Origin of the sequence: Mycolicibacterium lutetiense (assembly GCF_017876775.1) — a bacterium.
GTDB lineage: Bacteria > Actinomycetota > Actinomycetes > Mycobacteriales > Mycobacteriaceae > Mycobacterium > Mycobacterium lutetiense.
Map to the genome: position 1 here is coordinate 1,275,304 of NZ_JAGIOP010000002.1, position 24,092 is coordinate 1,299,395.

At 67.1% G+C, this 24,092-nt stretch carries 24 protein-coding genes and 2 tRNA genes; 10 read left to right on the forward strand and 16 right to left on the reverse strand.

Going from position 1 to position 24,092, the window contains the following annotated elements; all coding sequences use genetic code 11:
* Positions 1-26 precede the first annotated feature (26 nt).
* From JOF57_RS15435 to JOF57_RS15445, 3 genes are read right to left on the reverse strand one after another with little or no spacing between them, the layout of a single operon-like run.
* The gene (locus JOF57_RS15435; RefSeq protein WP_209917842.1) at positions 27-662 is read right to left on the reverse strand and encodes a vitamin K epoxide reductase family protein; all 636 of its coding nucleotides are present in this window, start codon (positions 660-662) and stop codon (positions 27-29) included.
* Positions 659-1,462, reverse strand: coding sequence for a DsbA family protein (locus tag JOF57_RS15440; protein ID WP_209917844.1), 804 nt, complete (start codon positions 1,460-1,462; stop codon positions 659-661). The genes JOF57_RS15435 and JOF57_RS15440 overlap by 4 nt, the downstream gene beginning before the upstream one ends.
* 27 nt (positions 1,463-1,489) lie before the next feature.
* A complete protein-coding gene (locus tag JOF57_RS15445; RefSeq protein ID WP_209917846.1) occupies positions 1,490-2,626 on the reverse strand; it encodes an alpha/beta hydrolase in 1,137 nt (378 codons plus the stop codon).
* On the opposite strand from JOF57_RS15445, the gene JOF57_RS15450 reads away from it, so the two are divergent.
* Both JOF57_RS15450 and JOF57_RS15455 read left to right on the forward strand, forming a co-directional pair.
* Complete coding sequence (locus tag JOF57_RS15450; protein ID WP_209917848.1) at positions 2,625-3,467, forward strand: aldo/keto reductase; 843 nt, start codon at positions 2,625-2,627, stop codon at positions 3,465-3,467. The genes JOF57_RS15445 and JOF57_RS15450 overlap by 2 nt on opposite strands.
* 5 nt (positions 3,468-3,472) lie before the next feature.
* Entirely contained in the window at positions 3,473-4,315 is an 843-nt protein-coding gene (locus tag JOF57_RS15455; RefSeq protein ID WP_209917850.1) for an aldo/keto reductase, read from the forward strand.
* Here JOF57_RS15455 and JOF57_RS15460 read toward each other — a convergent pair.
* The 3 genes from JOF57_RS15460 to JOF57_RS15470 are packed head-to-tail and all read right to left on the reverse strand — an operon-like array spanning position 4,312 to position 8,890.
* A complete protein-coding gene (locus JOF57_RS15460) occupies positions 4,312-5,019 on the reverse strand; it encodes an HNH endonuclease family protein (RefSeq protein WP_209917852.1) in 708 nt (235 codons plus the stop codon). The genes JOF57_RS15455 and JOF57_RS15460 overlap by 4 nt on opposite strands.
* A complete protein-coding gene (gene recG / locus JOF57_RS15465) occupies positions 5,016-7,265 on the reverse strand; it encodes an ATP-dependent DNA helicase RecG (RefSeq protein WP_209917854.1) in 2,250 nt (749 codons plus the stop codon). The genes JOF57_RS15460 and recG overlap by 4 nt, the downstream gene beginning before the upstream one ends.
* Positions 7,265-8,890 (reverse strand): fatty acid kinase ATP-binding subunit FakA, encoded by a 1,626-nt coding sequence (locus JOF57_RS15470; protein WP_209917856.1) that lies wholly within the window; start codon positions 8,888-8,890, stop codon positions 7,265-7,267. The genes recG and JOF57_RS15470 overlap by 1 nt, the downstream gene beginning before the upstream one ends.
* A 271-nt stretch (positions 8,891-9,161) precedes the next feature.
* Here JOF57_RS15470 and rpmB point away from each other — a divergent pair, with 271 nt between their 5' ends.
* Both rpmB and JOF57_RS15480 read left to right on the forward strand, forming a co-directional pair.
* Positions 9,162-9,356, forward strand: coding sequence for a 50S ribosomal protein L28 (gene rpmB / locus JOF57_RS15475; RefSeq protein ID WP_003881125.1), 195 nt, complete (start codon positions 9,162-9,164; stop codon positions 9,354-9,356).
* Between the two features lie 69 nt (positions 9,357-9,425).
* On the forward strand, positions 9,426-9,773 hold the full coding sequence (locus JOF57_RS15480) for a hypothetical protein (protein ID WP_209917858.1): 348 nt from the start codon (positions 9,426-9,428) through the stop codon (positions 9,771-9,773).
* Between the two features lie 5 nt (positions 9,774-9,778).
* Here the strand turns inward: JOF57_RS15480 and JOF57_RS15485 are convergent, their stop codons facing one another.
* Positions 9,779-10,462 carry a uracil-DNA glycosylase gene (locus JOF57_RS15485; RefSeq protein ID WP_209917860.1) on the reverse strand — a complete coding sequence of 228 codons (684 nt, stop codon included), beginning with the start codon at positions 10,460-10,462 and terminating at the stop codon, positions 9,779-9,781.
* 24 nt (positions 10,463-10,486) lie between these two features.
* Positions 10,487-11,479, reverse strand: a complete 993-nt coding sequence (locus JOF57_RS15490) for a thiamine-phosphate kinase (protein ID WP_209917862.1) — start codon at positions 11,477-11,479, stop codon at positions 10,487-10,489.
* Between the two features lie 107 nt (positions 11,480-11,586).
* On the opposite strand from JOF57_RS15490, the gene JOF57_RS15495 reads away from it, so the two are divergent.
* Positions 11,587-11,829 carry an Lrp/AsnC ligand binding domain-containing protein gene (locus JOF57_RS15495; protein WP_209917864.1) on the forward strand — a complete coding sequence of 81 codons (243 nt, stop codon included), beginning with the start codon at positions 11,587-11,589 and terminating at the stop codon, positions 11,827-11,829.
* Positions 11,830-11,839: 10 nt separating this feature from the next.
* Positions 11,840-12,418 (forward strand): DUF3515 domain-containing protein, encoded by a 579-nt coding sequence (locus JOF57_RS15500; protein ID WP_209917866.1) that lies wholly within the window; start codon positions 11,840-11,842, stop codon positions 12,416-12,418.
* Between the two features lies 1 nt (position 12,419).
* Here the strand turns inward: JOF57_RS15500 and JOF57_RS15505 are convergent, their stop codons facing one another.
* The 3 genes from JOF57_RS15505 to JOF57_RS15515 form a co-directional block, all read right to left on the reverse strand.
* Complete coding sequence (locus tag JOF57_RS15505) at positions 12,420-13,553, reverse strand: D-alanine--D-alanine ligase family protein (protein ID WP_209917868.1); 1,134 nt, start codon at positions 13,551-13,553, stop codon at positions 12,420-12,422.
* Positions 13,554-13,614: 61 nt separating this feature from the next.
* Positions 13,615-14,721: a cystathionine gamma-lyase gene (locus JOF57_RS15510; RefSeq protein ID WP_209917870.1), complete on the reverse strand. Its 1,107-nt coding sequence runs from the start codon at positions 14,719-14,721 to the stop codon at positions 13,615-13,617.
* Positions 14,722-14,725: 4 nt separating this feature from the next.
* Entirely contained in the window at positions 14,726-15,724 is a 999-nt protein-coding gene (locus tag JOF57_RS15515; RefSeq protein WP_209917872.1) for an NAD(P)H-dependent glycerol-3-phosphate dehydrogenase, read from the reverse strand.
* A gap of 63 nt (positions 15,725-15,787) precedes the next feature.
* Here JOF57_RS15515 and cofC point away from each other — a divergent pair, with 63 nt between their 5' ends.
* The 3 genes from cofC to mutT1 are packed head-to-tail and all read left to right on the forward strand — an operon-like array spanning position 15,788 to position 19,666.
* Positions 15,788-16,453, forward strand: a complete 666-nt coding sequence (gene cofC, locus JOF57_RS15520; RefSeq protein ID WP_209917874.1) for a 2-phospho-L-lactate guanylyltransferase — start codon at positions 15,788-15,790, stop codon at positions 16,451-16,453.
* Between the two features lie 22 nt (positions 16,454-16,475).
* On the forward strand, positions 16,476-18,680 hold the full coding sequence (locus JOF57_RS15525; RefSeq protein WP_209917876.1) for an RNA degradosome polyphosphate kinase: 2,205 nt from the start codon (positions 16,476-16,478) through the stop codon (positions 18,678-18,680).
* Positions 18,681-18,724: 44 nt separating this feature from the next.
* On the forward strand, positions 18,725-19,666 hold the full coding sequence (mutT1, locus tag JOF57_RS15530) for an 8-oxo-(d)GTP phosphatase MutT1 (protein WP_209917878.1): 942 nt from the start codon (positions 18,725-18,727) through the stop codon (positions 19,664-19,666).
* A gap of 61 nt (positions 19,667-19,727) precedes the next feature.
* On the opposite strand, the gene JOF57_RS15535 is transcribed toward mutT1, so the two are convergent.
* From JOF57_RS15535 to leuC, 3 genes are all read right to left on the reverse strand, one after another.
* Positions 19,728-20,381, reverse strand: coding sequence for an HU family DNA-binding protein (locus tag JOF57_RS15535; protein ID WP_209917881.1), 654 nt, complete (start codon positions 20,379-20,381; stop codon positions 19,728-19,730).
* 214 nt (positions 20,382-20,595) lie between these two features.
* Positions 20,596-21,189 (reverse strand): 3-isopropylmalate dehydratase small subunit, encoded by a 594-nt coding sequence (gene leuD / locus JOF57_RS15540; RefSeq protein WP_209917883.1) that lies wholly within the window; start codon positions 21,187-21,189, stop codon positions 20,596-20,598.
* A gap of 21 nt (positions 21,190-21,210) precedes the next feature.
* Complete coding sequence (gene leuC, locus JOF57_RS15545; RefSeq protein ID WP_209917885.1) at positions 21,211-22,665, reverse strand: 3-isopropylmalate dehydratase large subunit; 1,455 nt, start codon at positions 22,663-22,665, stop codon at positions 21,211-21,213.
* A 118-nt stretch (positions 22,666-22,783) separates the two neighbouring features.
* On the opposite strand from leuC, the gene JOF57_RS15550 reads away from it, so the two are divergent.
* Positions 22,784-23,485, forward strand: a complete 702-nt coding sequence (locus tag JOF57_RS15550) for an IclR family transcriptional regulator (RefSeq protein WP_209917887.1) — start codon at positions 22,784-22,786, stop codon at positions 23,483-23,485.
* Between the two features lie 270 nt (positions 23,486-23,755).
* Here JOF57_RS15550 and JOF57_RS15555 read toward each other — a convergent pair.
* Together JOF57_RS15555 and JOF57_RS15560 are read right to left on the reverse strand one after the other, a co-directional pair.
* Positions 23,756-23,828 (reverse strand) — tRNA-Glu (locus tag JOF57_RS15555).
* A 68-nt stretch (positions 23,829-23,896) separates the two neighbouring features.
* Positions 23,897-23,971: transfer RNA gene (locus JOF57_RS15560), tRNA-Gln, on the reverse strand.
* Between the last annotated feature and the right edge of the window lie 121 nt (positions 23,972-24,092).

Below are 24,092 nucleotides of genomic sequence, written 5' to 3' on the forward strand. Positions count from 1 at the left end.
CTAACCGCCAAGTTATTTCTGAAGTGTTACAGCAGCGTTGACCAGTATTCCCAGAAACGCACCAAGATCAACAGCACAAGTGAGGTGAACCAGAGCGCCACGAGCGACCACCGCCACTGGTGGACGATCCGGGCGACCCCGTTGGTGTGCAGCGGCCGAAGCGCAACCGAGCTCACCACCACGAACAGCGGAATGGTAACCGCCCACACGACCATGCAGTACGGGCACAGGGCACCGATGCGGTAGAGGCTCTGGAAGATCAGCCAGTGCACCATGACCACACCGAGCAGGCTTCCCGCCGCCAGCCCGGCCCAGTACCACCGGGGCAACCGAACGCCCGCGATGGCCAGGACACCTGTGACCAGCACGACGGTGAACCCGACCACCCCGATCAGCGAGTTGGGGAACCCGAAGACCGCGGCCTGCGAGGTGGACATCACCGAGCCACAGGAGAGCACCGGGTTGATGCTGCAGGTCGGGACGTAACTCGGGTCGATCAGTAGCTCGATCTTCTCGACCGTCAGCGCCAGAGCCGCCGCCAACCCGAGGACACCGGCGATCAGTATCCAGACCGCACCGGCTTTACCGACGGCTACTCCCGGGGCCTGCTCGGCCCCGGAATCGCCGAGTTCGTCGACCTCGGAGGCTGCGACGTCACTCATGGGTGGGCCGGTGCGGGGGCTGCCGGTGCTCCGGGCGCCGGGGCGGGCGCGGCCGGGGCGGGCGCGGGGCCGGCCAAGGCCGGCAGGTCGCCGACGACTTCCTTGACCTTCGCGATCAGTGCGTCGGGCGTGGTCGGGCTGTACTCCTCGCCGTTGAACTGAATGGTCGGTGTCGAGTTGATCCCGGCGGCTGCGGCCATCCCCTGGACCATCTCCACGTAGCGCGCCTTGGTGATGCAGTCGGGCACGTCACCGGCGGCACCGGCCTGGCGGGCCAGCTCGATGATCCGGGCGTTGTCCGGGTAGACACCGCCGCCCTCCGCCGGCTGGATGCCCGGGGTGAACAGCGCGGAGTGGAATCGGCGGAACGAATCGATGGACTGGTCGGCGACACAGTAGGCGGCACCGCCGGCCCGCGACGAGTAGCCGTTGCCCATCTTGTCCAGGATCGCCACCATGTGGTAGTCGACTGCCACCGCACCGGTGTCGATGAGCTTGTTGATGGTCGGACCCAACAGCTGTTCCAGATTGCCGCAGGCGGGGCACAGGAAATCCTCGTAGAGGCTCAGCGTCACCTTGGGCTCAGAAGTGCCCTCTTTGGTGATCACGCTGGGCGCCGCCACGTGCACGGCGCGGGCCTCCCCCGAGGCCGGGCGCTTGTGGCCGGTCGTCACGATGTAGAACACCAGGCCGACGGCGAACAGCACCACAACGGCTGTCAGCCCGATCTGAACCCATAGGTTGCGCTTGCGGTCCGCCGCCTTGAGGTCGTACTTCGCGGTCTTCTTCGGTTTGGCCACGTCGACAAGCGTACCGGCGCCTCCAGGTCAGCTTTCGGCGTGGCTGAGATGTGCCCGCAGCGCCGAGATCATGGCGCTCGTCGCGGTGGCACTGCCGCCTCCCAGCGGGAAGAAGTTGGCGAACGCGTGGATCATCGACCGCTCCTCCCGGAGGTCCACCACCACCCCGGCGTCCTGCATGGCTCTCGCGTACCGGTTGCCCTCGTCCCGTAACGGGTCGAACCCGGCCGTGACCACCAGTGCGGGCGGCAATCCGGAGAGATCCTCACTCAGCAGCGGTGACACCACCGGATCGTCGGCGGACACCTCGGCCCCATCGAGGTAGTGCCCGGAAAACCAGTCCATGTCGCGTTTGCTCAGGAAGTAGCCGTCGGAAAACAGCGTCTTGGATCGGGTCTCGCTCGACATGTCGGTGACCGGATAGAGCAACAGCTGCAGCGCAGGCAGCGGCAACTCGGAGTCGCGGGCCTGTTGAGCCACCACGGCAGCCAGGTTGCCGCCCGCGCTGTCGCCCCCGACCACTATGCGCGTGGCACCGAGGCCGGCCGCGTGGTCCAGTGCCCAACGGTAGGCGGCATAGGCGTCGTCGATCGCCGCCGGCGCCTTGTGCTCGGGCGCCAGCCGGTAGTCGACGGAGATCACCTGTATTCCGCCGTCCCGGCAGATCAGCCGGCACAGGCTGTCGTGGGTGTCGAGGTCACCGATCACGAAGCCGCCGCCGTGGAAGTACAGCAGCAGCGCCGAGGTGTCCGGGGATCCGGTGCCGTCCGGGACGTAACGTCGCGCCCGGAGAGGGCCGGCCGGGCCGGGAATCGAAATCTCGGTCACATCCGCGCGGATGCGGGGATCCATCATGGCCGCGGTGGCCCGCAGCGCGGCCCGCGATACGGCGACACCGGACTGCGAGCTGTGATCGGCGACCAGACCCCCGACTCCGGCGGCGTGTTCGGCGGCCAGGGTGAACTGCAGTGTGGTGTCCAGGGTGTTGCCGTCGACGACCACCGAACGCCCGCCCAGCAGCAGGCGTTTGGTCCGGTCGGAGATCCGCGGAATCGCCGACAGGGTGAACTTGGTTGCCCGCTGGAGCACTGCCTGTTTGACCGTGTCCCGGCTGTGGCCACCAGCTCCACCCAGGGCCTGCCCGCCTGGCAGACTTTCCGTCATGGCTGCTCCCTCTGTAAGTCCTCGCGTCACGCTCAATGACGGTAATTCGATACCGCAGGTCGGGTTGGGAGTTTGGCAGACCCCTGCCGAGGAGACCGAACGGGCAGTGACCGCGGCCCTGCGGACCGGCTACCGGCACATCGACACCGCCGCCGCGTACCGCAACGAGCCAGAGACCGGCCGCGGCCTGGCCAACTCCGGGGTGCCCCGCGAAGACGTGTTCCTGGTGACCAAGCTGTGGAACAGCGACCAGGGATACGACTCAACGCTGGCCGCGTTCGACGCCAGCCTGGATCGGCTCGGTGTCGACTACCTCGACCTGTATCTCATCCACTGGCCGGTGCCGGCCAACAACGCCTACGTCGACACCTTCAAGGCCTTCGCGCACCTGCGGGACCAGGGCCGGATCCGGTCCATCGGGGTCAGCAACTTCGCGCCCGAACACCTGACCGTGCTGATCGACGCCACCGGCATCGTGCCTGCGGTCAATCAGATCGAATTGCACCCGCTCCTACCGCAACACGAGCTTCGCGAGGTCCACGCCAGATTGGGCATCGCGACCGAGGCATGGAGCCCGCTGGGACAGGGCTCCCTGCTCACCGATCCGGTGATCACCGGCATCGCCGAACGGCACGGTAAAACCCCCGCACAGGTACTGATTAGGTGGCATATACATCTGGGTAATATCGTCATCCCCAAGTCGGTGAATCCCGAGCGGATTGCCAGCAATTTCGACGTGTTCGATTTCGATCTGGACGCATCGGACATGTCGGCCATCGCCTCGCTGGAGACGGACACCCGCCTGGGACCCGACCCTCGAACCTTCAACTTCACAGGATAGGTGCCATGACCTCCTCGGACGGGGCCGCGATTCCCACCGTCACGCTGAACGACGACCGTACGATCCCGGTCGTCGGTCTCGGCGTCGGCGGACTCTCGGATTCCGAGGCAGAGCGCGCCGTGTCCACGGCCTTGGAAGCCGGTTACCGGCTGATCGACACCGCGGCGGCCTATGAAAATGAGGCCGGGGTCGGCCGTGCCATCGCGGCATCGGGCATCCCGCGCGAGGAGATCTCGGTCACCACCAAGCTGGCCATCACCGATCACGGTTTCACGTCGTCGCAGGACGCCGGGCGGGCCAGCCTGGAGCGGCTCGGCCTCGATTATGTGGACCTCTATCTGATCCATTGGCCCGGCAACGACATCGGCAAGTACGTCGACAGCTGGGGTGGACTGATGGCACTCAAGCAGGCCGGGCTGACCCGTTCCACCGGGGTGGCCAACTTCAGCCCCGAGAACCTGTCGACGATCGTCGATCTGACGTACGTCGCACCTGCGGTCAACCAGATCGAGCTGCACCCCCTGCTCAACCAGAGTGCCTGGCGCGCCGCCAACGCCCAGTACAACGTCGTCACGCAGGCCTACAGCCCGCTCGGTGTCGGCAGCCTCCTGGACAACCCGGCCGTCACGGCCGTCGCCGAGGCACACGGCAAGACCCCGGCCCAGGTGCTGATCCGCTGGAGCATCCAACTGGGCAACAGCGTGATCTCCCGGTCGACCAACCCGGAGCGGATCGCCTCCAACCTCGACGTGTTCGGCTTCGAACTGACCGCCGATGAGATCGCGGCTCTCGACAGTCTCGATAATGGCACCCGCTTCCGGCCCGACCCGGCGACCTTCACGGGCTAGCCCGTCGGGCAGGTGCCCGCGGCGTCGCGGAGAACCCCGGCCGACGCGGTGTCGACCGGGAGCGCGTAGCCGCGCAGCACCTCGACGAACTGCACCGAGTACTGACACCAGAACGCCTGATTGGGCGGCATCCAGCGGGCGGGTTCCTGATCGCCCTTGTCCTGATTGGGTTTTCCGGCGACCGCCAGCAGATTGGCCGGGTCGTTGGCGAACCGCAGCCGCAGATCGTCGGGCCAGTCTCGCGCGCCCAGGTCCCAGGCCAATGCCAACGGCACGATGTGGTCGATCTGCACCGAGGCACCGGTCCGGTTGCCTCGGACGAATGACACGACCGCATTGGTATACGGGTCGTGCAGGGTGCCGGTCGCCACGGCGGTCGGACACCGCTTGATCGCGACGAAGGTCTTGTCCACGAGGTCGCGGTCGAGGATGTCGTTGCGGGTGTCACAGCCGTTGTGGCCACCGGGGGCGCTGTTGTCGTCGTCCCATGAGTCACCGTACGCCGCGCGGCGATAGTCGTTGCTCCGCACCCGCATCGGTATCTCGGGCACTCCGGCCAACAGGTCGACCCCGGGCGCGACGCTGGGCGGTTGCGCCTGGGCGGAGAACCGGTCGGGACGTTGTGTCGACCACGCCACCTGGACGGCGACGACCACTGCGAGTGCCACGGCGGCGGCCAGCCACCACATCCGGCGGCGGGTCATGCCTTGTCCAGATATTCGACGCGGTCCGTATTCACGAATTGTGCTGCCAGCAGGTCCATTCCGGGATCATGCGGACTCTGCGCGTAGCGCTGCTCGCAGAATGCCCGGGCTTCCTGGATCACTTCGAGATGGTCCCGCAGAGACAGGAAGCGCAAGTTGATGGTGCGCCCGGACTGGTTGAGGCCCAGCACATCTCCCTCGCGACGCTCGTCGAGATCCAGATCCGCCAGGGCGAATCCGTCCAGGGTCGCCGCCACGGCCTTGATCCGTTCACCTGCCTTGGACGTCTCCGGCAGCCGGGTGGCCAACAGGCACAGGCTGGGATGCTGCCCCCGGCCGATCCGGCCGCGCAGCTGATGCAGCTGGCTGATGCCGAACCGGTCGGCGTCCATCACCACCATCATGGTGGAGTTGGGCACATCGACGCCGACCTCGATGACGGTGGTACACACCAGCACATCGATCTCGCCGGCCCGGAACAAGCCCATCACCGCGTCCTTCTCCTCACCGGACAGTCGGCCGTGCATCAGGCCGAGCCGCAACCCGGACAGCGGACCCGCACCCAACCGGTCGAACAGCTCGACCACCGTGACCGGCGGCGGACCCCCGCGCTCTTCGCTCTTGTCACCGGACTTGTCGGATTCGTCGATGCGCGAGGCGACCACATAGGCCTGACGCCCCGCGGCCACCTCCTCGCGGATGCGGGCCCAGGCCCGGTCCAGCCAGGCCGGCTTCTGCGAGATGAAAATGGCGTTGGTGGTGATGGGCTGGCGCCCCCTCGGCAGTTCGCGCAGCGTCGAGGTCTCCAGATCGCCGTACACGGTGAGCGCGACGGTGCGGGGTATCGGCGTGGCCGTCATCACCAGCAGATGGGGCGTCAATCCATCACGGGCCTTGGCGCGCAATGTGTCCCGTTGCTCCACACCGAACCGGTGCTGTTCGTCGACGACCACCATGCCCAGATTGTGGAACTCGACCGCCTCTTGCAGTAGTGCATGGGTGCCGACAACGATGCCGGCCCGCCCGGACGCCACCTCGTCGCGCACCGCACGCTTCTGCGGCGCCGTCATCGACCCGGTGAGCAGCGCGACCCCGGTCGAGGATTCAGCGCCGCCGAGTTGGCCCGCCATCGCCAGCGGACCCAGCACGTCGCGGATCGAGCGCGCATGTTGTGCGGCAAGCACCTCGGTGGGCGCCAGCAGCGCACACTGGTAGCCCGCATCGACCATCTGCAGCATCGCCAGCACCGACACGATGGTCTTGCCCGAGCCCACCTCGCCCTGCAACATCCGGTTCATCGGCCGCGTCGAGGCCAACTCGCCCGAGATCACCTCCAGCACCTCGGACTGCCCGGCGGTCAGTTCGAACGGCAGCCGACCCCGCATCGCGGCGGCCAATCCGTCGCCGGTTCGTGGTGCGGCAGGGCCGGATTCACTCAGTTCGCTGTAGCGCCGGGCCACCAGCGCCCATTGCAGCCCGATGGCTTCGTCGAAGGTCAACCGCTCGCCGGCCCGCTCCCGCGCAGTAGTGTTCTCGGCCAAATGGACGGCCCGCAACGCCTCGTCTTCGGTCATCAGATTGTGTTCGCGGACAAAGGATTCCGGGAGCGGGTCCGGGACCGGGTCGAGGACGTCGAGCGTCTGGCGCACGCACGCGTAGATGTCCCAGCTCTGCACCTTCGCCGAGGCCGGGTAGATCGGGAAGAAGTCTCGTTCGAACTCCGCCAGCATCTCCTCACCGGTGGCACCCGATGCCGACGCGATGGTCTTGAGCGACTTGGTCCCGATCTGCTTGCCGGGCGGCGGATTCAAGACCAGGAACGCCGGATGGTCCAGCTGCAGATTGTTGCGAAAGTACTTGACCTCGCCGGAGAGCATCAGCCGCGTACCTTTTTCCAGCTTGTCGACCATCCACCCCGCGTTGAAGAACGTCGCAGTCACGGTGGGCCGATGCTCACCCAGGGTGACCCGCAGCCACGTCCGGCTCGTCTGCCGTCCGGTCTTCTTGTTGAAGGTCGGCTTCATGCCGCCGGTCTTGGTCTCGGTGACGACCTCGATGAACGTGACGTGCTCACCTTCCTCCAGATCGAGGGCCTCACCTTCTCCGCGGACCGTCATCCCGTCGCTGTATTTACGGGGGTAATGCCGAAGCAGATCGTTGACGGTGACGATGTCGAAATGCTCCTGGAGCGGCTTGGCTGCCTTTGCCCCGATCACCAGATCCAACCGGTCGCCGAGAGTGGCCACTACTCGACCCCGATCAGCAGGGCGTCACCATGGTGCCCTGTGTGATACGTCACCAATTCGGCACCGAGGTGCTGGCGGCGCACGTGGGCCTGCAGCGCGTCCCCCACGAGGCCGTCGACACCGTCGCCGGTGAGCACGGTGATCAGCTCTCCGCCGGCCACCATCAGCAAATCGATCAACCCGGCGGCCGCCGAGGTGAGGTCCGGCCCGACGATCAGCACCTCATCGCCGGCGATGCCAAGCCCGTCGCCCGGCTGACAGGCGCCCGCCCAGGTCAATGCATCTTCGGTGGCGATCCGCACCGCACCGTGCCGCGCACCCGCGGCGGCGCGCGCCATCGTGTACCCGTCGTCGACGGCCTGTCGTCCCTCGTCGTGGACGGCCAGCGCCGCCAGCCCCTGCACCATCGATCCCGCAGGCACCGGCACCACGTCGATCCCCCAGCCGATCGCCGCCGTGCAGCCCGCGACCAACTCCTCTGCGGCGACATACCCGTTGGGCAGCACCATGACCTGGGCCGCACCCACATCGATCAAGGCCCGCAGCAGCTGCTGCGCGTTGATCGGCGCGCCGGCATCGGGTCGCAACACCTGCGCACCCTCACCGGCGAACAGTTCGACACCGCCGTCCCCGTCGACCACTGCCAGCACGGCGCGCTCGCGGGCCCAGCCCCCGGCGGGCCGGACGCCGGCGGCGACGGTCAGCGCAGTGATCTGAATCCGGTTCAGCGACCCCACCCCCAGCCCAGCCTCGACCGCAGCCCCGGCATCGTCGAGGTGGACGTGCACCGAGTACTGATCGCTGCCCGAGGCGGCGATCGCCACCGACTCACCGATCTGCTCCAGCGCTGCCCGCAGCCCCTCGACGGCAGGCGCACCGCACCCGCTCAGCAGGTACATGACCTCGAACTGTGGCGGTGCCGCCGCGGCCGCCAGCGTGGCCTGCGGCGAGGCCGGGGTGTAGACCGGCCGGCGGGGCACGTGGCCGGCCAATGTGGCCGTCATGGCGTCTAGCAGGACGAGCAGGCCACGACCGCCGGAATCGACCACCCCGGCCTTGGCCAGCACATCAAGTTGTTCCGGTGTGCGGTCCAGGGCGGCCGATGCAGCCTCACCGGCAGCGGCCGCCACCTCGGCAACCTCGCCGCCAGCGGCCGCGCACTGTTCACCGGCCACGGCGGCCGCCTGCAACACGGACACGATCGTCCCCGGCACTGGATCACCCATGGAGGTGACAGCCAGGACGGCGGCGTGACGCAGCGCCGTGCCGAACAGCGCGCCGTCCACCGCGGAGAGACCGCCGTCACGCCGGGCCGCAGCGGTGGTGATGACCTCGGCCAGGCCGAGCAGAATCTGGGACAGGATCACTCCGGAGTTGCCCCGAGCCCCCTGCAATGCCCCGGCCGCCAACGCGCCCGCCACCACTGCGAGGTCGGCGCCAACCGGCTCGGCATCGACATGCGCCCACGCCGAACGCATCGTGAACAGCATGTTTGTCCCGGTATCGGCATCAGCCACCGGGAACACATTGAGCCGGTTGATCTCGTCGGTATGGACGATCAGATCATCGACAGCGGCGTGAGCCCAGGCCCTCAGAGCGGAGGCATCCAGCTGCCGAGCCGACATCGGACCTCCCAATCCCCGAATCAGATCCCCACCGAAACCCGGTGCGATCCCCCATTGCGGCGCGGTCATCGCCGTGGCTTCCAGCCTATCCAGTGACGATGACAAACCCGATCAGAGCACCACCGGCTGTGCACAACCTGGGTCGTGTTCACGAGCCGTTTTGGCGATCCTCTGGCCTCCCGGTATTCTGATCAGGTTGTCGGGTCGAGCCCCGCCGTTTGCGGCGAGTGGGCCCAGTCCCCCCAAGTACTGATTTCGAGGAGTTGTTGATATGGCTGCCGTGTGCGATATCTGCGGAAAGGCACCTGGCTTCGGCAAGTCGGTGTCGCACTCGCATCGGCGGACCAGCCGGCGCTGGGATCCGAACATCCAGTCGGTGCGTGCCGTGGCGCGCCCGGGTGGCAACAAGCAGCGCGTGAACGCCTGCACCTCCTGCATCAAGGCCGGCAAGGTCTCGCGCGGCTAGTTTCGCGCGCCTGACCGGTGCGCGACGCTTCTGTTTACCTGAGGAGACGGCAGGGTATGCCCTGTCGTCATGACCTCACGTCGCGCACCACACACACCGATCTATGCATGTGCGGCCGCAATCGCGGTCGGTTTCGTGCTGTCCGCATGCGGCGGCACCAGTTCCGATGACAACACCACCTCGGAGACTCCCTCCACAACGGAGGCTCCGGTGACCTCGGAAGGTCCGGCGACCCATACCGAGACCACAGTCATCGAAACCCCGGTATCGCCTGGACCCGCGACGCCGTCGGCTGAGATGCCCGCGCCTACTGGCGACGGCGGCGGGGACATGACTATCCAGATACCCTCGCCGGGTATCCCCTCGCCCCCGCCGATCCCCGCGCCGCCCGCGATCCCCGCGATCCCTGGGCCCTGATCGCCTCAGGGCAGCCGCCATTCGATCGGGTCGGCACCTTTCTGCTGCAGCAATTCGTTGGCCCGACTGAACGGGCGCGACCCGAAAAATCCACGCGACGCCGACAACGGTGACGGGTGCGATGATTCGATCGTCGCGCAGTCACCTTCGGCCAGTAGCGGTTTGAGGGTCGACGCGTCACGCCCCCATAGCACCGCCACCATCGGCTGCTCGCGCGCGACGAGCGCCCGGATCGCACACTCCGTCACTGCTTCCCAACCCTTACCGCGGTGCGAGGCCGGCGTACCCGGCGACACCGTGAGCACCCTGTTGAGCAGCATCACGCCCTGTTCTGCCCACGGGGTGAGATCCCCGTTGGCCGGCTTCGGATAGCCCAGATCCTCGGTGTACTCGTTGAAGATGTTCGACAGGCTGCGCGGCAGCGGACGCACATCTGCGCCCACCGAGAAACTGAGGCCGACTGCATGCCCCGGTGTCGGGTAGGGATCCTGACCGACGATCAACACGCGCACCCGCTCAAAGGGAAAAGTGAAGGCGCGCAAAACATTCTGACCGGTAGGCAAATACTGCCTGCCTGCGGTGAGCTCGTCGCGGAGGAACTCACCCATCTGCGCGACGTGCGTTTCCACCGGCTCGAGCGCGCGGGCCCAGCCGTCCTCGACGAGTTCATTCAGGGGGCGTGGGGTCACGGAAATCCAACTTAGCGTGAGCCGTCAGTCAAACGACTGCCATCCCGCGTTTCCCTCCCACGCGGCGCCGTCGAGGAGCACCGCGGCCGGGCCGGCGAGCACCCGTCCGATGGCCCGCCACCCTGGCGGTGGCGCACCGGGGAATGTCGCGACCAGCGCGTGGTCCTCGCCACCGCCCAGAACCCAGGCCAAGGGGTCGGCACCCACGGCTGTGGCGGCCTCGGCGACCGCCAGGCGATCGGTGTCGAGACGGCTGCTGTCCAGGTCGATGGCAACCCCGGAGGCCGTCGCGATGTGGCCCAGATCGGCGAGCAGGCCGTCGGAGACGTCGGTCATGGCAGTGGCCCCGGCGTCGGCGGCCCGGGCGCCCTGACCGTAGGGCGGCTGCGGGGTGAGGTGTCGCTGCCGCAGGTCCCCGAATCCGGCGGGCCCGTCGACGCCGTGCTCCCACAGTGCGTACCCGGCTGCCGACCGTCCCAGCTCCCCCGCCACCGCGAGGGTGTCACCGGCGCGGGCACCGCTGCGGCGCACCGGTTCCCGGCCGCCGAGGTCACCGAGGACAGTGACCGATATCACCCACAGCGGAGCGCTGACCAGATCCCCACCGGCGATGCTGGCGCCCAGCCGACGCGCCTCATCCCACAGCCCGTCGGACAATTCCGCCGCGGCTGCGACAGCGGTATCGGGTGGTGCACCGAACGCCACCACGAACGCGGTGGCCCGGCCACCCATCGCCTCGATATCGGCGGCGTTCTGGGCGATGGCTTTGCGCCCGATGTCATGCGGCGTCGACCAGTCGAGCCGAAAATGGCGGTCCTGCACCAGCATGTCGGTGGAGACCGCGGTGCGCCCGTCGGACGCCGTCAGCACGGCCGCGTCGTCACCCGGGCCCAGCGTCACGGCATCGGCTTGCGCGCGTCCGAACACCAACCGGTCGATGACGACGAATTCCCCCGCGGTCGCCAGGGTGTCGCCGTCGTCGTCACCGGGATCGTCGCCGATCGTCTCGCCGGTCATATCGCCTCCTGCCGGTCGGTTGCCGCGTCGGAGAACCCGGACCCGACCTGCGGTACGTTTGGTGCCTGCGGCCAGCAGTTTATGCAGCGAGACAGAGGAGGCGGCCGGTGGTGGAGGCTTACGTGCTGATCCAGACCGAGGTGGGTCGCGCCGAAGTCGTCGCCAAACAGCTCGCCGGACTGCCCGGCGTGGTGTCCGCCGAATACGTGACCGGGCCCTATGACGTGGTTTTGCGTCTCAGCGCCGACACGTTGACGGCGCTGCAATCCGATGTGGTCCCGGCCGTGCAGCAGGTACCCGGAATCACCCGGACCCTGACCTGCCCGATCGCCAACGCCGGCCGGCCATAGAGTTGGCGGCGTGACCGACTCGCACACCTCCGACGGACCGCCCCGCGCCCTGCTGATCGCGGCTGTGGTCGTTGCGGTTTCGGTGCTGATCACGGTCCTCGGTATCGCGGCGTCCCGGCAACGCTCACCCGAGCAGCAACCCGTCGCCATCCCGGCGATACCGGCGCCACAGGCCGACAGCCAGCAGTGCCATGACCTGCTCAAGGCACTGCCCCAACAGCTTGGTGATTTCCGGCGGGCCACCACCGTCGACCCCACCCCGCCGGGCACCGCGGCCTGGCGGGCCGAACCCGACACCGAGCCGGTGGTCCTGCGTTGCGGGCTGGAGCGCCCCACCGATTTCATTGTCGGCACTCCGCTACAGGTGGTCGACGAGATCCAGTGGTTCAGGGTGGGAGAAACCGGCCCGGTAGCCCCCGGAACGGAGGCCGATGATCAGGCCCGCAGCACCTGGTACGCGGTCGACCGTCCGGTGTACGTCGCCCTGACCCTGCCCGCCGGGTCAGGACCGACGCCTATTCAGCAGATCTCCGGTCAGATCGCCCGCACCATGCCCGCCCAGGAGCCGGCACCGGCTCCGGCGCGCTGAGTCAACGCAGTCCGGTACCGCGGGCCAGCGCAGTCTCGACCATCGCGGTCAGCAAGGTGGGGTAGTCGACACCGCTGGCCGCCCACATCCGCGGATACATCGAGATGGTGGTGAACCCCGGCATCGTGTTGATCTCGTTGATCACCGGGCCGTCGTCGGTCAGGAAGAAGTCGACGCGAGCCAACCCCTGGCAGTCGATCGCGGTGAAGGCACGCACGGCCAACCGGCGGATCTCCGCCGAGACGTCGTCGTCAACCTTGGCGGGTACGTCCAGTTCGGCTGCGTCGACAAGGTATTTGGTGGCGAAGTCGTAGAAGCCGTCCTCGCGTCCGCGCACGCCGGCCACCCGGATCTCGCCGACGGTGCTGGCTTCGATCTGGCCGTCGGGGAATTCGAGGACGCCGCATTCCAGTTCGCGCCCCGGGATCGCGGCCTCGACAATGACCTTCGGGTCGTGGTGGCGCGCGAGTTCGATCGCGGCAGGCAGCTCATCCCACGTCGCGACCCGGCTGACGCCGATCGACGAGCCACCCCGGGCAGGCTTGACGAACACCGGCAGGCCGAGGCGCTCCCGCTGTTCCAGATCCAGGGTCGGATCTGAACCGTCGCGGCTGGGACGCAGCACCACGAAGTCGCCGATCGGCAGGCCCTCGGCGACGAGCAGCTTCTTCGTGAACTCCTTGTCCATACCCGCGGCACTGGACAACACTCCGGAGCCGACGTACGGGATCCCGGACAACTCCAGCAGGCCCTGGATGGTGCCGTCCTCGCCGTAGGGCCCGTGCAGTACCGGGAAGACCACGTCGACGGCGGCCAACAGCTCACCGGGACCATTGCTCAGCGCCAACAGCTGACCGCTGCGGTTCGGGGCGGCCGGCAGCGCGAGCTCGGTACCGGACGCCTCGGTCACCTCGGGCAGCCGGCCGTCGGTGATCGCGAGCGTCTCCGGACTTCCGTCGGTCAGGACCCACGATCCGTCGGGGGTGATCCCGACGGCGACGACCTCGAATCGCTCCGGGTCGAGGTTGCGCAGGATGCTGCCTGCCGATACGCAGGAAATCGCGTGCTCAGAGCTACGCCCGCCGTAGACCACGGCGACGCGGGTGCGGGATCCGGTCTGATTGCGGGCTGTCACAACCTAGAGAGGTTACCGTCCCGGTCCGCTCCCACCTTCCGGTGCGTCCCGACCTGGGCTTTCACCGCTGCAGTGCGTGCTCCACGTCGGCGAGCAGGTCTTCGGTGTCTTCGATCCCGGCCGAGATGCGGGCGAACCCGGCGGGCACCGGGTCGCCCCAGCGGGCCCTGCGGTCGACCGAGGTGTGGATCCCGCCGAAGCTGGTCGAGGCGATGAGCAGTGCGCTGCGCTCGACCAGGGTGTGCACCGCGGCGGCGTCGGCCAGCTCTATCGACACCAGCCCGCCGAAACGCTTCATCTGGGAGGCCGCCAGGTCGTGTGCCGGATCGTCGGGTAGTCCGGGATAGCGCACCGAGCGCACCGCAGGATGGCTGCGCAGCATCATCGCCAGGGCTGCGGCGTTCTGGCACTGCCGTTCGAAGCGCAGTCCGGCACTACCGAGGCTGCGCAGCACCAACCATGCCTCGAACGCACCAAGGATGGGCCCGGCCAGCAGCCGGTCGCGCTCCACCGCGGCCATCAGCTCGGGCTGGCTGCCTGCCACGTAGCCGGCTATCAGATCACTGTGTCCCGACAGTGACTTCGTGGCACTGGCCACCACGAGGTCGGCGCCGAGCGAAAGCGGTTGCTGACCAAGCGGTGTGGCGGCGGTGTTGTCGACGACGAGCGTGGCGCCGCGACTACGGCAGGTCATTGCCAGCCGGTGCAGGTCGACGACGTCGAGCCCCGGATTGGCCGGTGTCTCGGCGAGGACCACGTCAGCGTGAGCGGACGCCTCACAGATCTCGGCAACACTCGCTTCGATCACCGTAATACCTTGTGGCGCAAGGTATTCTACCGCGTAACGACGGACCTGATAGTAGCCGTCAGCGGGGACGACAAGCGTGGATCCCGGTCTGGCCAGGACCCGCAGAGCCGAGGTGATCGCGGCCATGCCCGATCCGAACGTGAGCGCAGCGGCGGCCCCTTCCAGTTCGGCGAGGGCCGCTTCGAGCTGCCGCCACGACGGGTTGGAGCTGCGGCCGTAGCTGTCGAGCGGCTCGGCTTCGTCGGGCGAGAGATGGAACGCCGACGCCGGCACCGGGATGGGCGCCACCGGCTGTCCTGGAATCGATTCCAGGCCAACAGCTTTGACGCTCCGAGTGGAATCTCCGTACAGGCCGTCCACTCACTCACTCCGGCTTCGTGCTGCGACCCAGTAGCAGTAGAACCGCTTCGTGAACCGACAATCCCTTGTGGCACACCCGATGAACGGCGTCGGTCAGCGGCATCTCGACACCGTAACTGGACGCCAGCGCCAGCACCGATTCACACGAGGACACGCCCTCGGCGACATGTCCGCCCGCGGCGGTCAACGCCGATTCCATGGTGCCGCCGTTACCCAGACGCACACCGAAGGTGCGGTTTCGGGAATGCCCCGAGGTGCAGGTGGCCACGAGGTCTCCGACGCCGGCCAACCCGGCCAACGTGGCGGGGGTGGCGCCCAACGCGATACCCAGCCGCATGACCTCGGCCAATCCGCGGGTGATGATGGCGGCCACGGTGTTCTCCCCCAGCCCCACGCCCACCGCCATACCGCAGGCCAGCGCGATGACGTTCTTGCAGGCACCGCCGACTTCGGCGCCGACCACGTCGGCGTTGGTGTACGGCCGGAAGTAGCCCGTGGCCAATGCGCGTTGCAGAGCGACCGCGCGTCCGGAGTCGCTGCAGGCGACGACGGTGGCGGCGGGCTGTTCGTCGGCGATCTCGCTCGCCAGGTTCGGCCCGGTGACCACGGCGACCCGGCCTGGATCGGCCCCGGTCACCTGCACGATCACCTGACTCATACGCATGAGTGACTCGAGTTCGATGCCCTTGGCCAGACTGACGAGTGTCACGTCGTCACCGATCAGGTGCTTCCAGCCCTCCAGGTTCGCCCGCAGTTGCTGCGCCGGAACACCCAGGAGCACTGTGCAGGCACCGGCCAGCGCCTCGGCCGGATCGGAGGTTGCCCGGATCGACGAGGGCAGTACGACGTCGCCCAGGTACCGACTGTTGCGATGCTCGGTGTTGATCTCGTCGGCAACCTCGGGGCGCCGGGCCCACATCGTCACCGGATTTCCCGCGTCCGCCAACACCTTCGCCAGCGCCGTCCCCCACGCACCGGCACCCATCACCGCAGCTGCTACCACCTGTTCACCCTATCCGGCGGCCGCGCGACGCGCCGCCTCCGGCCGGGCTGGCAGGATGAACGGATGAGCGGCTCCCGAAGCAGCAACGCCGCAGCCACCCAGGCCGCCGACGTCACCCTCGTGATCGCGGTGAAACGGCTGTCAGCCGCGAAAACCCGGCTGGCGCCGATCTTCTCCGCGGCCACCCGCGAGGCCGTGGTGCTGGCCATGCTCGTCGACACCATCAACGCGGCGTCGTCCATCGCCCCGGTGACCGTCGTCACCCCCGACGAGACCGCGGCCGAGGCCGCCAGGCAGCTCGGCGCCGGCGTCCTGATGGACCCGACGCCGCCGGGCCATGATGATCCACTCAACAACGCGATCACCGCGGCCGAGGCGGCGCTGCGCTCCGCTGCCGGAAATATCGTTGTCCTCCAAGGAGATCTACCCGCCCTGCAACCCCAGGAGCTGGCCGAGGCACTGTCCCTGGCCCGCGGCTATCAGCGCAGTTTCGTCGGCGACCGGCACGGCACCGGAACCTCGGCGCTGTTCGCGTTCGGCACTGCCCTGTCTCCCCATTTCGGATCCGATTCGGCTGCGCGCCATCGCCGCTCCGGTGCGATCGAACTCACCGGAGCATGGCCCGGTCTGCGCTGCGATATCGACACTCCCGACGATTTGCAGGCGGCCCGCCGTCTCGGCGTCGGCACCGCCACGGCACGCACCCTCGGCAGGCGTGCCACTAGGTAGCCGAGGACCCGCGAGATAGGGAATGATCGGACGGATGAGCGAAGCCACTGAAGCCGAGCCAGAAACCCGGTCGGATCACTCCCGACGGGACGCCGCGACAGTCGTATCGGAGCAGTCCGACGAGGCATCGTCGCCGGGAGCACCACCGGCGGCCACCTCGCCCGCAGTGGACAACGCGCTGCCCGAGGACCGATACCTCAACCGCGAGCTGAGCTGGCTGGACTTCAACGCCCGGGTCCTGGCCCTGGCCGCCGACACCTCACTGCCCTTGCTCGAGCGGGCAAAGTTCCTGGCGATCTTCGCGTCCAATCTCGACGAGTTCTACATGGTCCGGGTGGCCGGCCTCAAACGCCGCGACGAGATGGGACTTTCGGTGCGCTCGGCCGACGGCCTGTCCCCGCGCGAACAGTTGCGTCGCATCAACGAACGCACCCAGCAGATCGCCAGCCGTCACGCCAGCGTGTTCTTCAACTCGGTCCGCCCCGCCCTGGCCGAAGAGGGCATCGTCATCGTCAACTGGGCCCAGCTCGACGAGTCCGAACGCGCGAAGCTCTCCACCTACTTCCATGAGCAGGTGTTCCCGGTCCTCACCCCGCTTGCGGTGGATCCGGCGCACCCGTTCCCGTTCGTCAGCGGGCTGAGCCTGAACCTGGCGATCACCGTCAAGCACCCCGAGGACGGCGGCCAACACTTCGCCAGGATCAAGGTGCCCGACAACGTCGGCCGCTTCGTCGAACTCAGCGGCCCCGCCGAATCGACGGTGGTGCGGTTCCTGCCGATGGAGGAACTGATCGCGGCGTTCCTGCCGGTGTTGTTCCCCGGCCTCGAGATCGTCGAGCACCACGCCTTCCGGATCACCCGCAACGCCGACTTCGAGGTCGAAGAGGATCGCGACGAGGACCTGCTGCAGGCGCTGGAACGTGAACTGGCCCGCAGGCGGTTCGGCTCGCCGGTCCGGCTGGAAGTGTCCGACGACATGACCGAGAGCATGCTCGAACTGCTGCTGCGGGAACTGGATGTGGACCCCGGCGACGTCATCGAGTTGCCCGGGCTGCTGGATCTCTCCGCGCTGTGGCAGATCTACGGCGTGGATCGGCCCGCCCTCAAGGACCGGCCGTTCGTACCCGCCACCCCACCGGCTTTCGGCGAACGTGAAACGCCGAAGAGCATTTTCTCCACACTGCGCGACGGGGATGTGCTGGTGCACCACCCCTATGACTCGTTCTCCACCACCGTTCAGCGCTTCATCGAGCAGGCCGCCGCCGATCCCAACGTGCTGGCGATCAAGCAGACGCTGTACCGCACCTCCGGTGACTCCCCCATCGTCAACGCCCTGATCGATGCCGCCGAGGCCGGCAAGCAGGTGGTTGCGCTCGTGGAGATCAAGGCTCGCTTCGATGAGCAGGCCAACATCAAGTGGGCCAGGGCACTTGAGCAGGCCGGCGTACACGTGGTCTACGGGTTGATCGGACTCAAGACGCACTGCAAGACCTGCCTCGTGGTGCGGCGCGAGGGGTCGACAATCCGGCGCTACTGCCACATCGGTACCGGCAACTACAACCCGAAAACCGCGCGGCTGTATGAAGACGTGGGGTTGCTCACGGCCGATCCCGACATCGGCGCCGACCTCACCGACCTGTTCAATTCTCTGACCGGGTATTCCCGTAAGGACGCCTACCGCAATCTGCTGGTGGCGCCGCGCGGGGTGCGCAAGGGCATCATCGAGCGCATCGACCGCGAGATCGCCGCCCATCATGAGGGAGCCGAGACCGGAATCCGGTTGAAAGCCAACGCACTCGTCGACGAACAGGTGATCGATGCGCTCTACCGGGCCTCGCAGGCCGGGGTCCCGGTCGAGATCGTGGTGCGGGGCATCTGCGCCCTACGTCCCGGTGTTCCCGGGTACTCCGACAACATCACGGTGCGCTCGATCCTCGGACGCTTCCTGGAGCACTCGCGCATTATTCACTTCCGCGCCATCAACGAGTTCTGGATCGGCAGTGCGGACATGATGCATCGTAATCTGGACCGCCGTGTCGAAGTGATGGCTCAGGTCAAGGATCCGAGGCTGACCGCCCAACTCAACGAGGTGTTCGAGTCCGCGATGGATCCGGCCACCCGGTGCTGGGAGTTACGACACGACGGTTACTGGACGGCGCTGCCCCGGGAGGGACAGACAGTCCGCGATCACCAGGTGTCGATGATGGAACGGCACCGGTACCCCTGAGCCCCGCCGGGGCCCGGGCTGCGCAATGACCTGCAGGAGTTTAGGTGTCCAACGACAGCACAACAGCAGCGCGGCCGGGCACCAAGCTCGTGCCCGCGGCGGGCGCCGTGTTGTGGCGTGGCGGCCAGGACGCAGCAGGCGGAGTCGTGACCGAGGTGGCTGTGATCCACCGTCCGCGGTATGACGATTGGTCCCTGCCCAAGGGCAAGGTCGAGGTGGACGAAACCGATCCGGTGGCCGCGGTACGCGAGGTTCACGAAGAGACCGGATATACCGCACAACTCGGCCGTCGACTCGGCTCGATCTCGTATGAGATTCCGCAGGGCACCAAACGGGTCCGGTACTGGGCGGCCCGTGCCACCGGAGGAGACTTCACCCCCAACGACGAGGTGGACAAGCTCATCTGGCTGCCGGTGGACGCGGCGATGGACCAACTGGGCTACCCGCATGACCGAAAAATGTTGCGCCGCTTCGAAAAACACCCACACGACACCAACACGGTACTCATCGTGCGGCACGGTGCGGCCGGGCGCCGATCCCGCTTCAAGGGCGACGACCGCAAGCGTCCTCTGGACAAGAAGGGTCGGGCACAGGCCGAGGCCCTGGTCGATCAACTACTGGCATTCGGTGCCACAACGCTTTACGCGGCCGATCGGCTGCGCTGCCATCAGACCCTCGAGCCGCTGGCGCAAGAACTCGGGGTGGACATTCACAATGAGCCGGCGCTGACCGAAGAGGCATACAGCTCCGACCACAAGGCCGGCCGCAGCCGCGTGCTGGAACTCGCGGCGCGGGCGGGGACCCCGGTGATCTGCACGCAGGGCAAGGTGATTCCCGATCTCATCTCATGGTGGTGCGCACGGTCACAGGTACGCCCGCAGACCACCGGAAATCGCAAGGGCAGCACCTGGGTGTTGTCGATGACCGACGGTCGACTGGTCGCCGCAGACCATCTCAGCAGTCCCCTGCCTGCCTGCGGCGGCTAACCGCACACAAAAAAGGCACGTCGTGAGCGGATCTACCGCCCACGACGTGCCTCTTCCGTAATTACTTGCGGCCCTTCTTGGCCGGTGCCTTCTTGGCGGCGACCTTCTTGGCCGGAGCCTTGGTCGCGGCCTTCTTGGCCGGAGCCTTGGTCGCGGCCTTCTTGGCCGGTGCCTTCTTGACTGCGGCCTTCTTGGCCGGAGCCTTGACTGCGGCCTTCTTCGCCGGAGCCTTCTTGACAGCGGCCTTCTTCGCCGGTGCCTTCTTGACTGCGGCCTTCTTGGCCGGAGCCTTGACTGCGGCCTTCTTCGCCGGAGCCTTCTTGACAGCGGCCTTCTTGGCCGGAGCCTTCTTGGCAACGGTCTTCTTGGCGGCACCACGCTTGGCCGGGCCCGCGGTGACGCCGCGCTTGACGGCCGGACCGTCGGCCGGGAGACGCTGCGCTCCAGCGACAACCGCCTTGAACTGAGCGCCCGGACGGAACGCCGGCACCGAGGTCGGCTTGACCTTCACCGTCTCGCCGGTGCGCGGGTTGCGCGCTACACGGGCAGCGCGACGGCGCTGCTCGAAAACACCGAAGCCGGTGATCGTGACGCTTTCGCCCTTGTGCACCGCGCGGACGATGGTGTCCACAACGTTCTCGACCGCGGCGGTAGCCTGCCGACGATCGGTGCCCAGTTTGGTTGTGAGTACGTCGATGAGCTCCGCTTTGTTCATCCAAAACCTCCGAAACCAGTGGCCCTCTTTGGACCGACTAGAGGACACGGTAAACCCTGTAACCACTGATTTCCAAGAGCCACGCGCAATTTCAGGCGTAGCTGGCGAACAATCCGGCAATCCGCTTGCCCCACTTGGACTCCGCCGGGTCGGGTCCAGAACCGGTTTGGCAGGCGGCGAATTCGGGCGCTGAAGCGTCCTTAGGAGGCCTCGATCAGGCCGGCAGAGTGCGCGGTTTCCAGGCCGGCCTGCGCTTCTCGTAATCCTCGATCGAAGACAGTTTCCGCAGCGTAAGGCCTATATCGTCGAGTCCCTCGAGCAGCCGCCAGGCCGTGTAGTCGTCAATTCTGAACGGCAACACAACCGTTCCGGCGACGATATTTCGATCTTGAAGGTTCACAGTGATTTCCAGCCCGGGATTCTGCTCGATGAGCTTCCATAAGAGCTCGACATCATCTTGGGCGACTTCGGCGGCCAATAGCCCGGCCTTGCCGGCGTTGCCGCGGAAAATATCGGCGAAACGGGACGAGATAACCACCCGGAAGCCATAGTCCATGAGTGCCCAGACGGCATGTTCGCGCGACGATCCGGTACCGAAATCAGGGCCGGCCACCAACACGGAGCCTTTATCGAATGGCGGCAGATTCAGAATGAACGACGGATCGGTGCGCCAGGCGGCGAACAATCCATCCTCGAAACCTGTTCGGGTTACCCGCTTCAAATAGACCGCGGGGATGATCTGATCGGTGTCGACATTGGCCCGCCGCAGCGGGACGCCGATTCCGGTGTGAGTACTAAAAGCGTCCATCACGCTTCTCCTTCTGGCTTCTTAGCGGGTCGCGGCGGGCAGATCGGCAGGGGACGCGAGTTTTCCACGGACAGCGGTGGCCGCCGCGACACCCGGTGAGACCAGGTGGGTGCGGCCCCCCTTGCCCTGTCGGCCTTCGAAGTTCCGGTTGGACGTGGAGGCGCAGCGCTGCCCCGGGGACAGCTGATCGGGGTTCATGCCCAGACACATCGAGCAGCCGGCCTGCCGCCATTCGGCACCTGCCGCGGTGAATATCTGGTCGAGGCCCTCCGATTCGGCCTGGGCGCGGACCCGCATCGAGCCCGGCACCACCAGCATCCGCACTCCGTCGGCCACCTTACGATCGCGTAGCACGTCGGCGACGACCCGGAGGTCCTCGATGCGACCGTTGGTGCAAGACCCGACGAAGACGGTGTCCACGGCGATGTCACGCATGGCCATCCCGGGCCGAAGATCCATGTAGGCCAAAGCCTTCTCCGCCGACTGGCGCTCCCCGTCGTCGCCCATCAACTCCGGGTCCGGGACCGACGCGGACAGCGGAACCCCCTGCCCCGGGTTGGTGCCCCAGGTCACGAACGGGCTCAACGCGGCGGCGTCCAGGTAGACCTCGGTGTCGAATTCGGCGCCCTCGTCGGTGCGCAACTTGCTCCACGCGGCGACGGCGTTGTCCCAGTCGGCACCCTTGGGAGCATTCGGACGACCCTTGAGGAACTCGAAGGTGGTCTCGTCAGGAGCCACCATTCCGGCGCGCGCCCCGGCCTCGATGCTCATGTTGCAGATCGTCATCCGGCCTTCCATGGACAGCGCCTCGATGGCACTCCCCCGGTATTCGATGACGTGGCCCTGCCCGCCACCGGTACCGATCTTGGCGATGACGGCAAGAATGATGTCCTTGGCGCTCACGCCGGGCGGCAGCACGCCGTCGACGTTGACCGCCATGGTCTTGAACGGCTTGAGCGGCAGTGTCTGCGTGGCCATCACGTGCTCGACCTCGGACGTGCCGATGCCCATGGCGATGGCGCCGAACGCTCCGTGGGTCGAGGTGTGGCTGTCTCCGCACACGACCGTCATACCCGGCTGGGTCAGTCCGAGTTGAGGTCCGATGATGTGCACGATGCCTTGTTCAGCATCCCCCATCGAGTGCAGCCGGATACCGAATTCCGCGCAGTTGCGCCGCAATGTCTCGACCTGGGTGCGCGAAACCGGATCCGCGATCGGCTTGTCGATGTCGACCGTGGGGACGTTGTGGTCCTCGGTGGCGATCGTCAGGTCGGGCCGGCGCAGCGGCCGGCCGGCCAAGCGCAGACCGTCGAACGCCTGCGGGCTGGTGACCTCGTGCACGAGATGAAGGTCGATGTAGATCAGGTCGGGCTCTTTGGCAGCGCCCTCTCCCTGGCCGCGCGCCACGACATGGTCGTCCCAAACCTTTTCGGCCAGGGTGCGCGGCTTCACGGATGTCTGTGTCGATTGGTCCATCGCTACTTCTCGATTCGATTAACGGCAATGCGGGCTTGCATCAAGAGTCCGCCAGGGCTGGGAGTTACTGTCGCCATCTCATCTGTCATCTCAGAATGCGAGACGCTAGTATCTCTCTGTGAGAAATGATAGCGGCATCGGCGTTCTCGACAAAGCGGTGGGTGTGCTGCACACCGTGGCCGAGTCACCTTGCGGGCTGGCCGAACTCTGCGAGCGGACCGGCCTCCCCCGCGCGACCGCGCACCGACTGGCCGCGGGGCTCGAAACCCACCGGCTGCTGGCCCGCGACGCCGACGGCCGCTGGCGCCTCGGCCCGGCACTGACCGAATTGGCCTCCCACGTCAACGATCCGCTGCTGGCCGCCGGGGCCGCGGTACTGCCCCGCCTGCGCGAGATCACCGGCGAGAGCGTCCAGTTGTACCGGCGCGAAGGCCAATCACGGGTCTGTGTGGTGGCGTTGGAACCCCCGGCCGGGCTACGTGACACCGTGCCGGTGGGCACCCACCTTCCGATGACGGCCGGCTCGGGAGCCAAAGTTCTACTCGCCTACGCCGACCCGGCCACCCAGCAGGCCGTGCTGCCGGTCGCCAAGTTCACCGACCGCGTCCTGGCCGAGGTCCGTAAGCGCGGCTGGGCGCAGAGCGCCGCCGAGCGCGAGCCGGGTGTGGCCAGTGTCTCGGCGCCGGTGCGCGACGGCCGCGGTGCCGTGATCGCCGCAGTGTCGGTGTCCGGACCGATCGACAGAATGGGTCGCCGGCCGGGAGCCCGCTGGGCGGCAGATCTTCTCGCCGCCGCCGACGCCCTGACCCGCCGACTGTGAGGCGGATCTCAACAGCCGGCTGAGGCACCCGGCGTGTCACGCCAGCGTGGCCCTCGAGCTCCGGTGCCACTCCAGCGTGACGAACTGGGCGGGTCCGGCGGCGCCCCGGAACCCCGTCCCGTCGAGCGTCACGCCAGAGTGACGTTCGACACCCGGTGCCACTCCAGCGTGACGAAGTGGGGAGCGGGGGGCGCGACGAACCCGACGCGAGACACAACCCGCGCAACGCAAAAGCGCCCAGTTCATGAGAACTGGGCGCTTTTACTTCTGTACCCCCGATGGGATTCGAACCCACGCTACCGCCGTGAGAGGGCGGCGTCCTAGGCCGCTAGACGACGGGGGCTAGAACTTCCGGATGGTCAGCATAGCTCAGGCGATCGTGCTCACCTAATCCGACTGAACCACTCCGGATGGCTGGGGTACCAGGACTCGAACCTAGAATGAGGGAATCAGAATCCCTAGTGTTGCCAATTACACCATACCCCATTAATTGCCCATCACCGCAGGTCACAGGCAATTTCGATCCGATCGACTCAGCGGGGGCTTCCCCGTTTTGCTTTTCGAACCGACGAGCAGACTACCAAAGATTTAGGGCGCTTTTCACCAC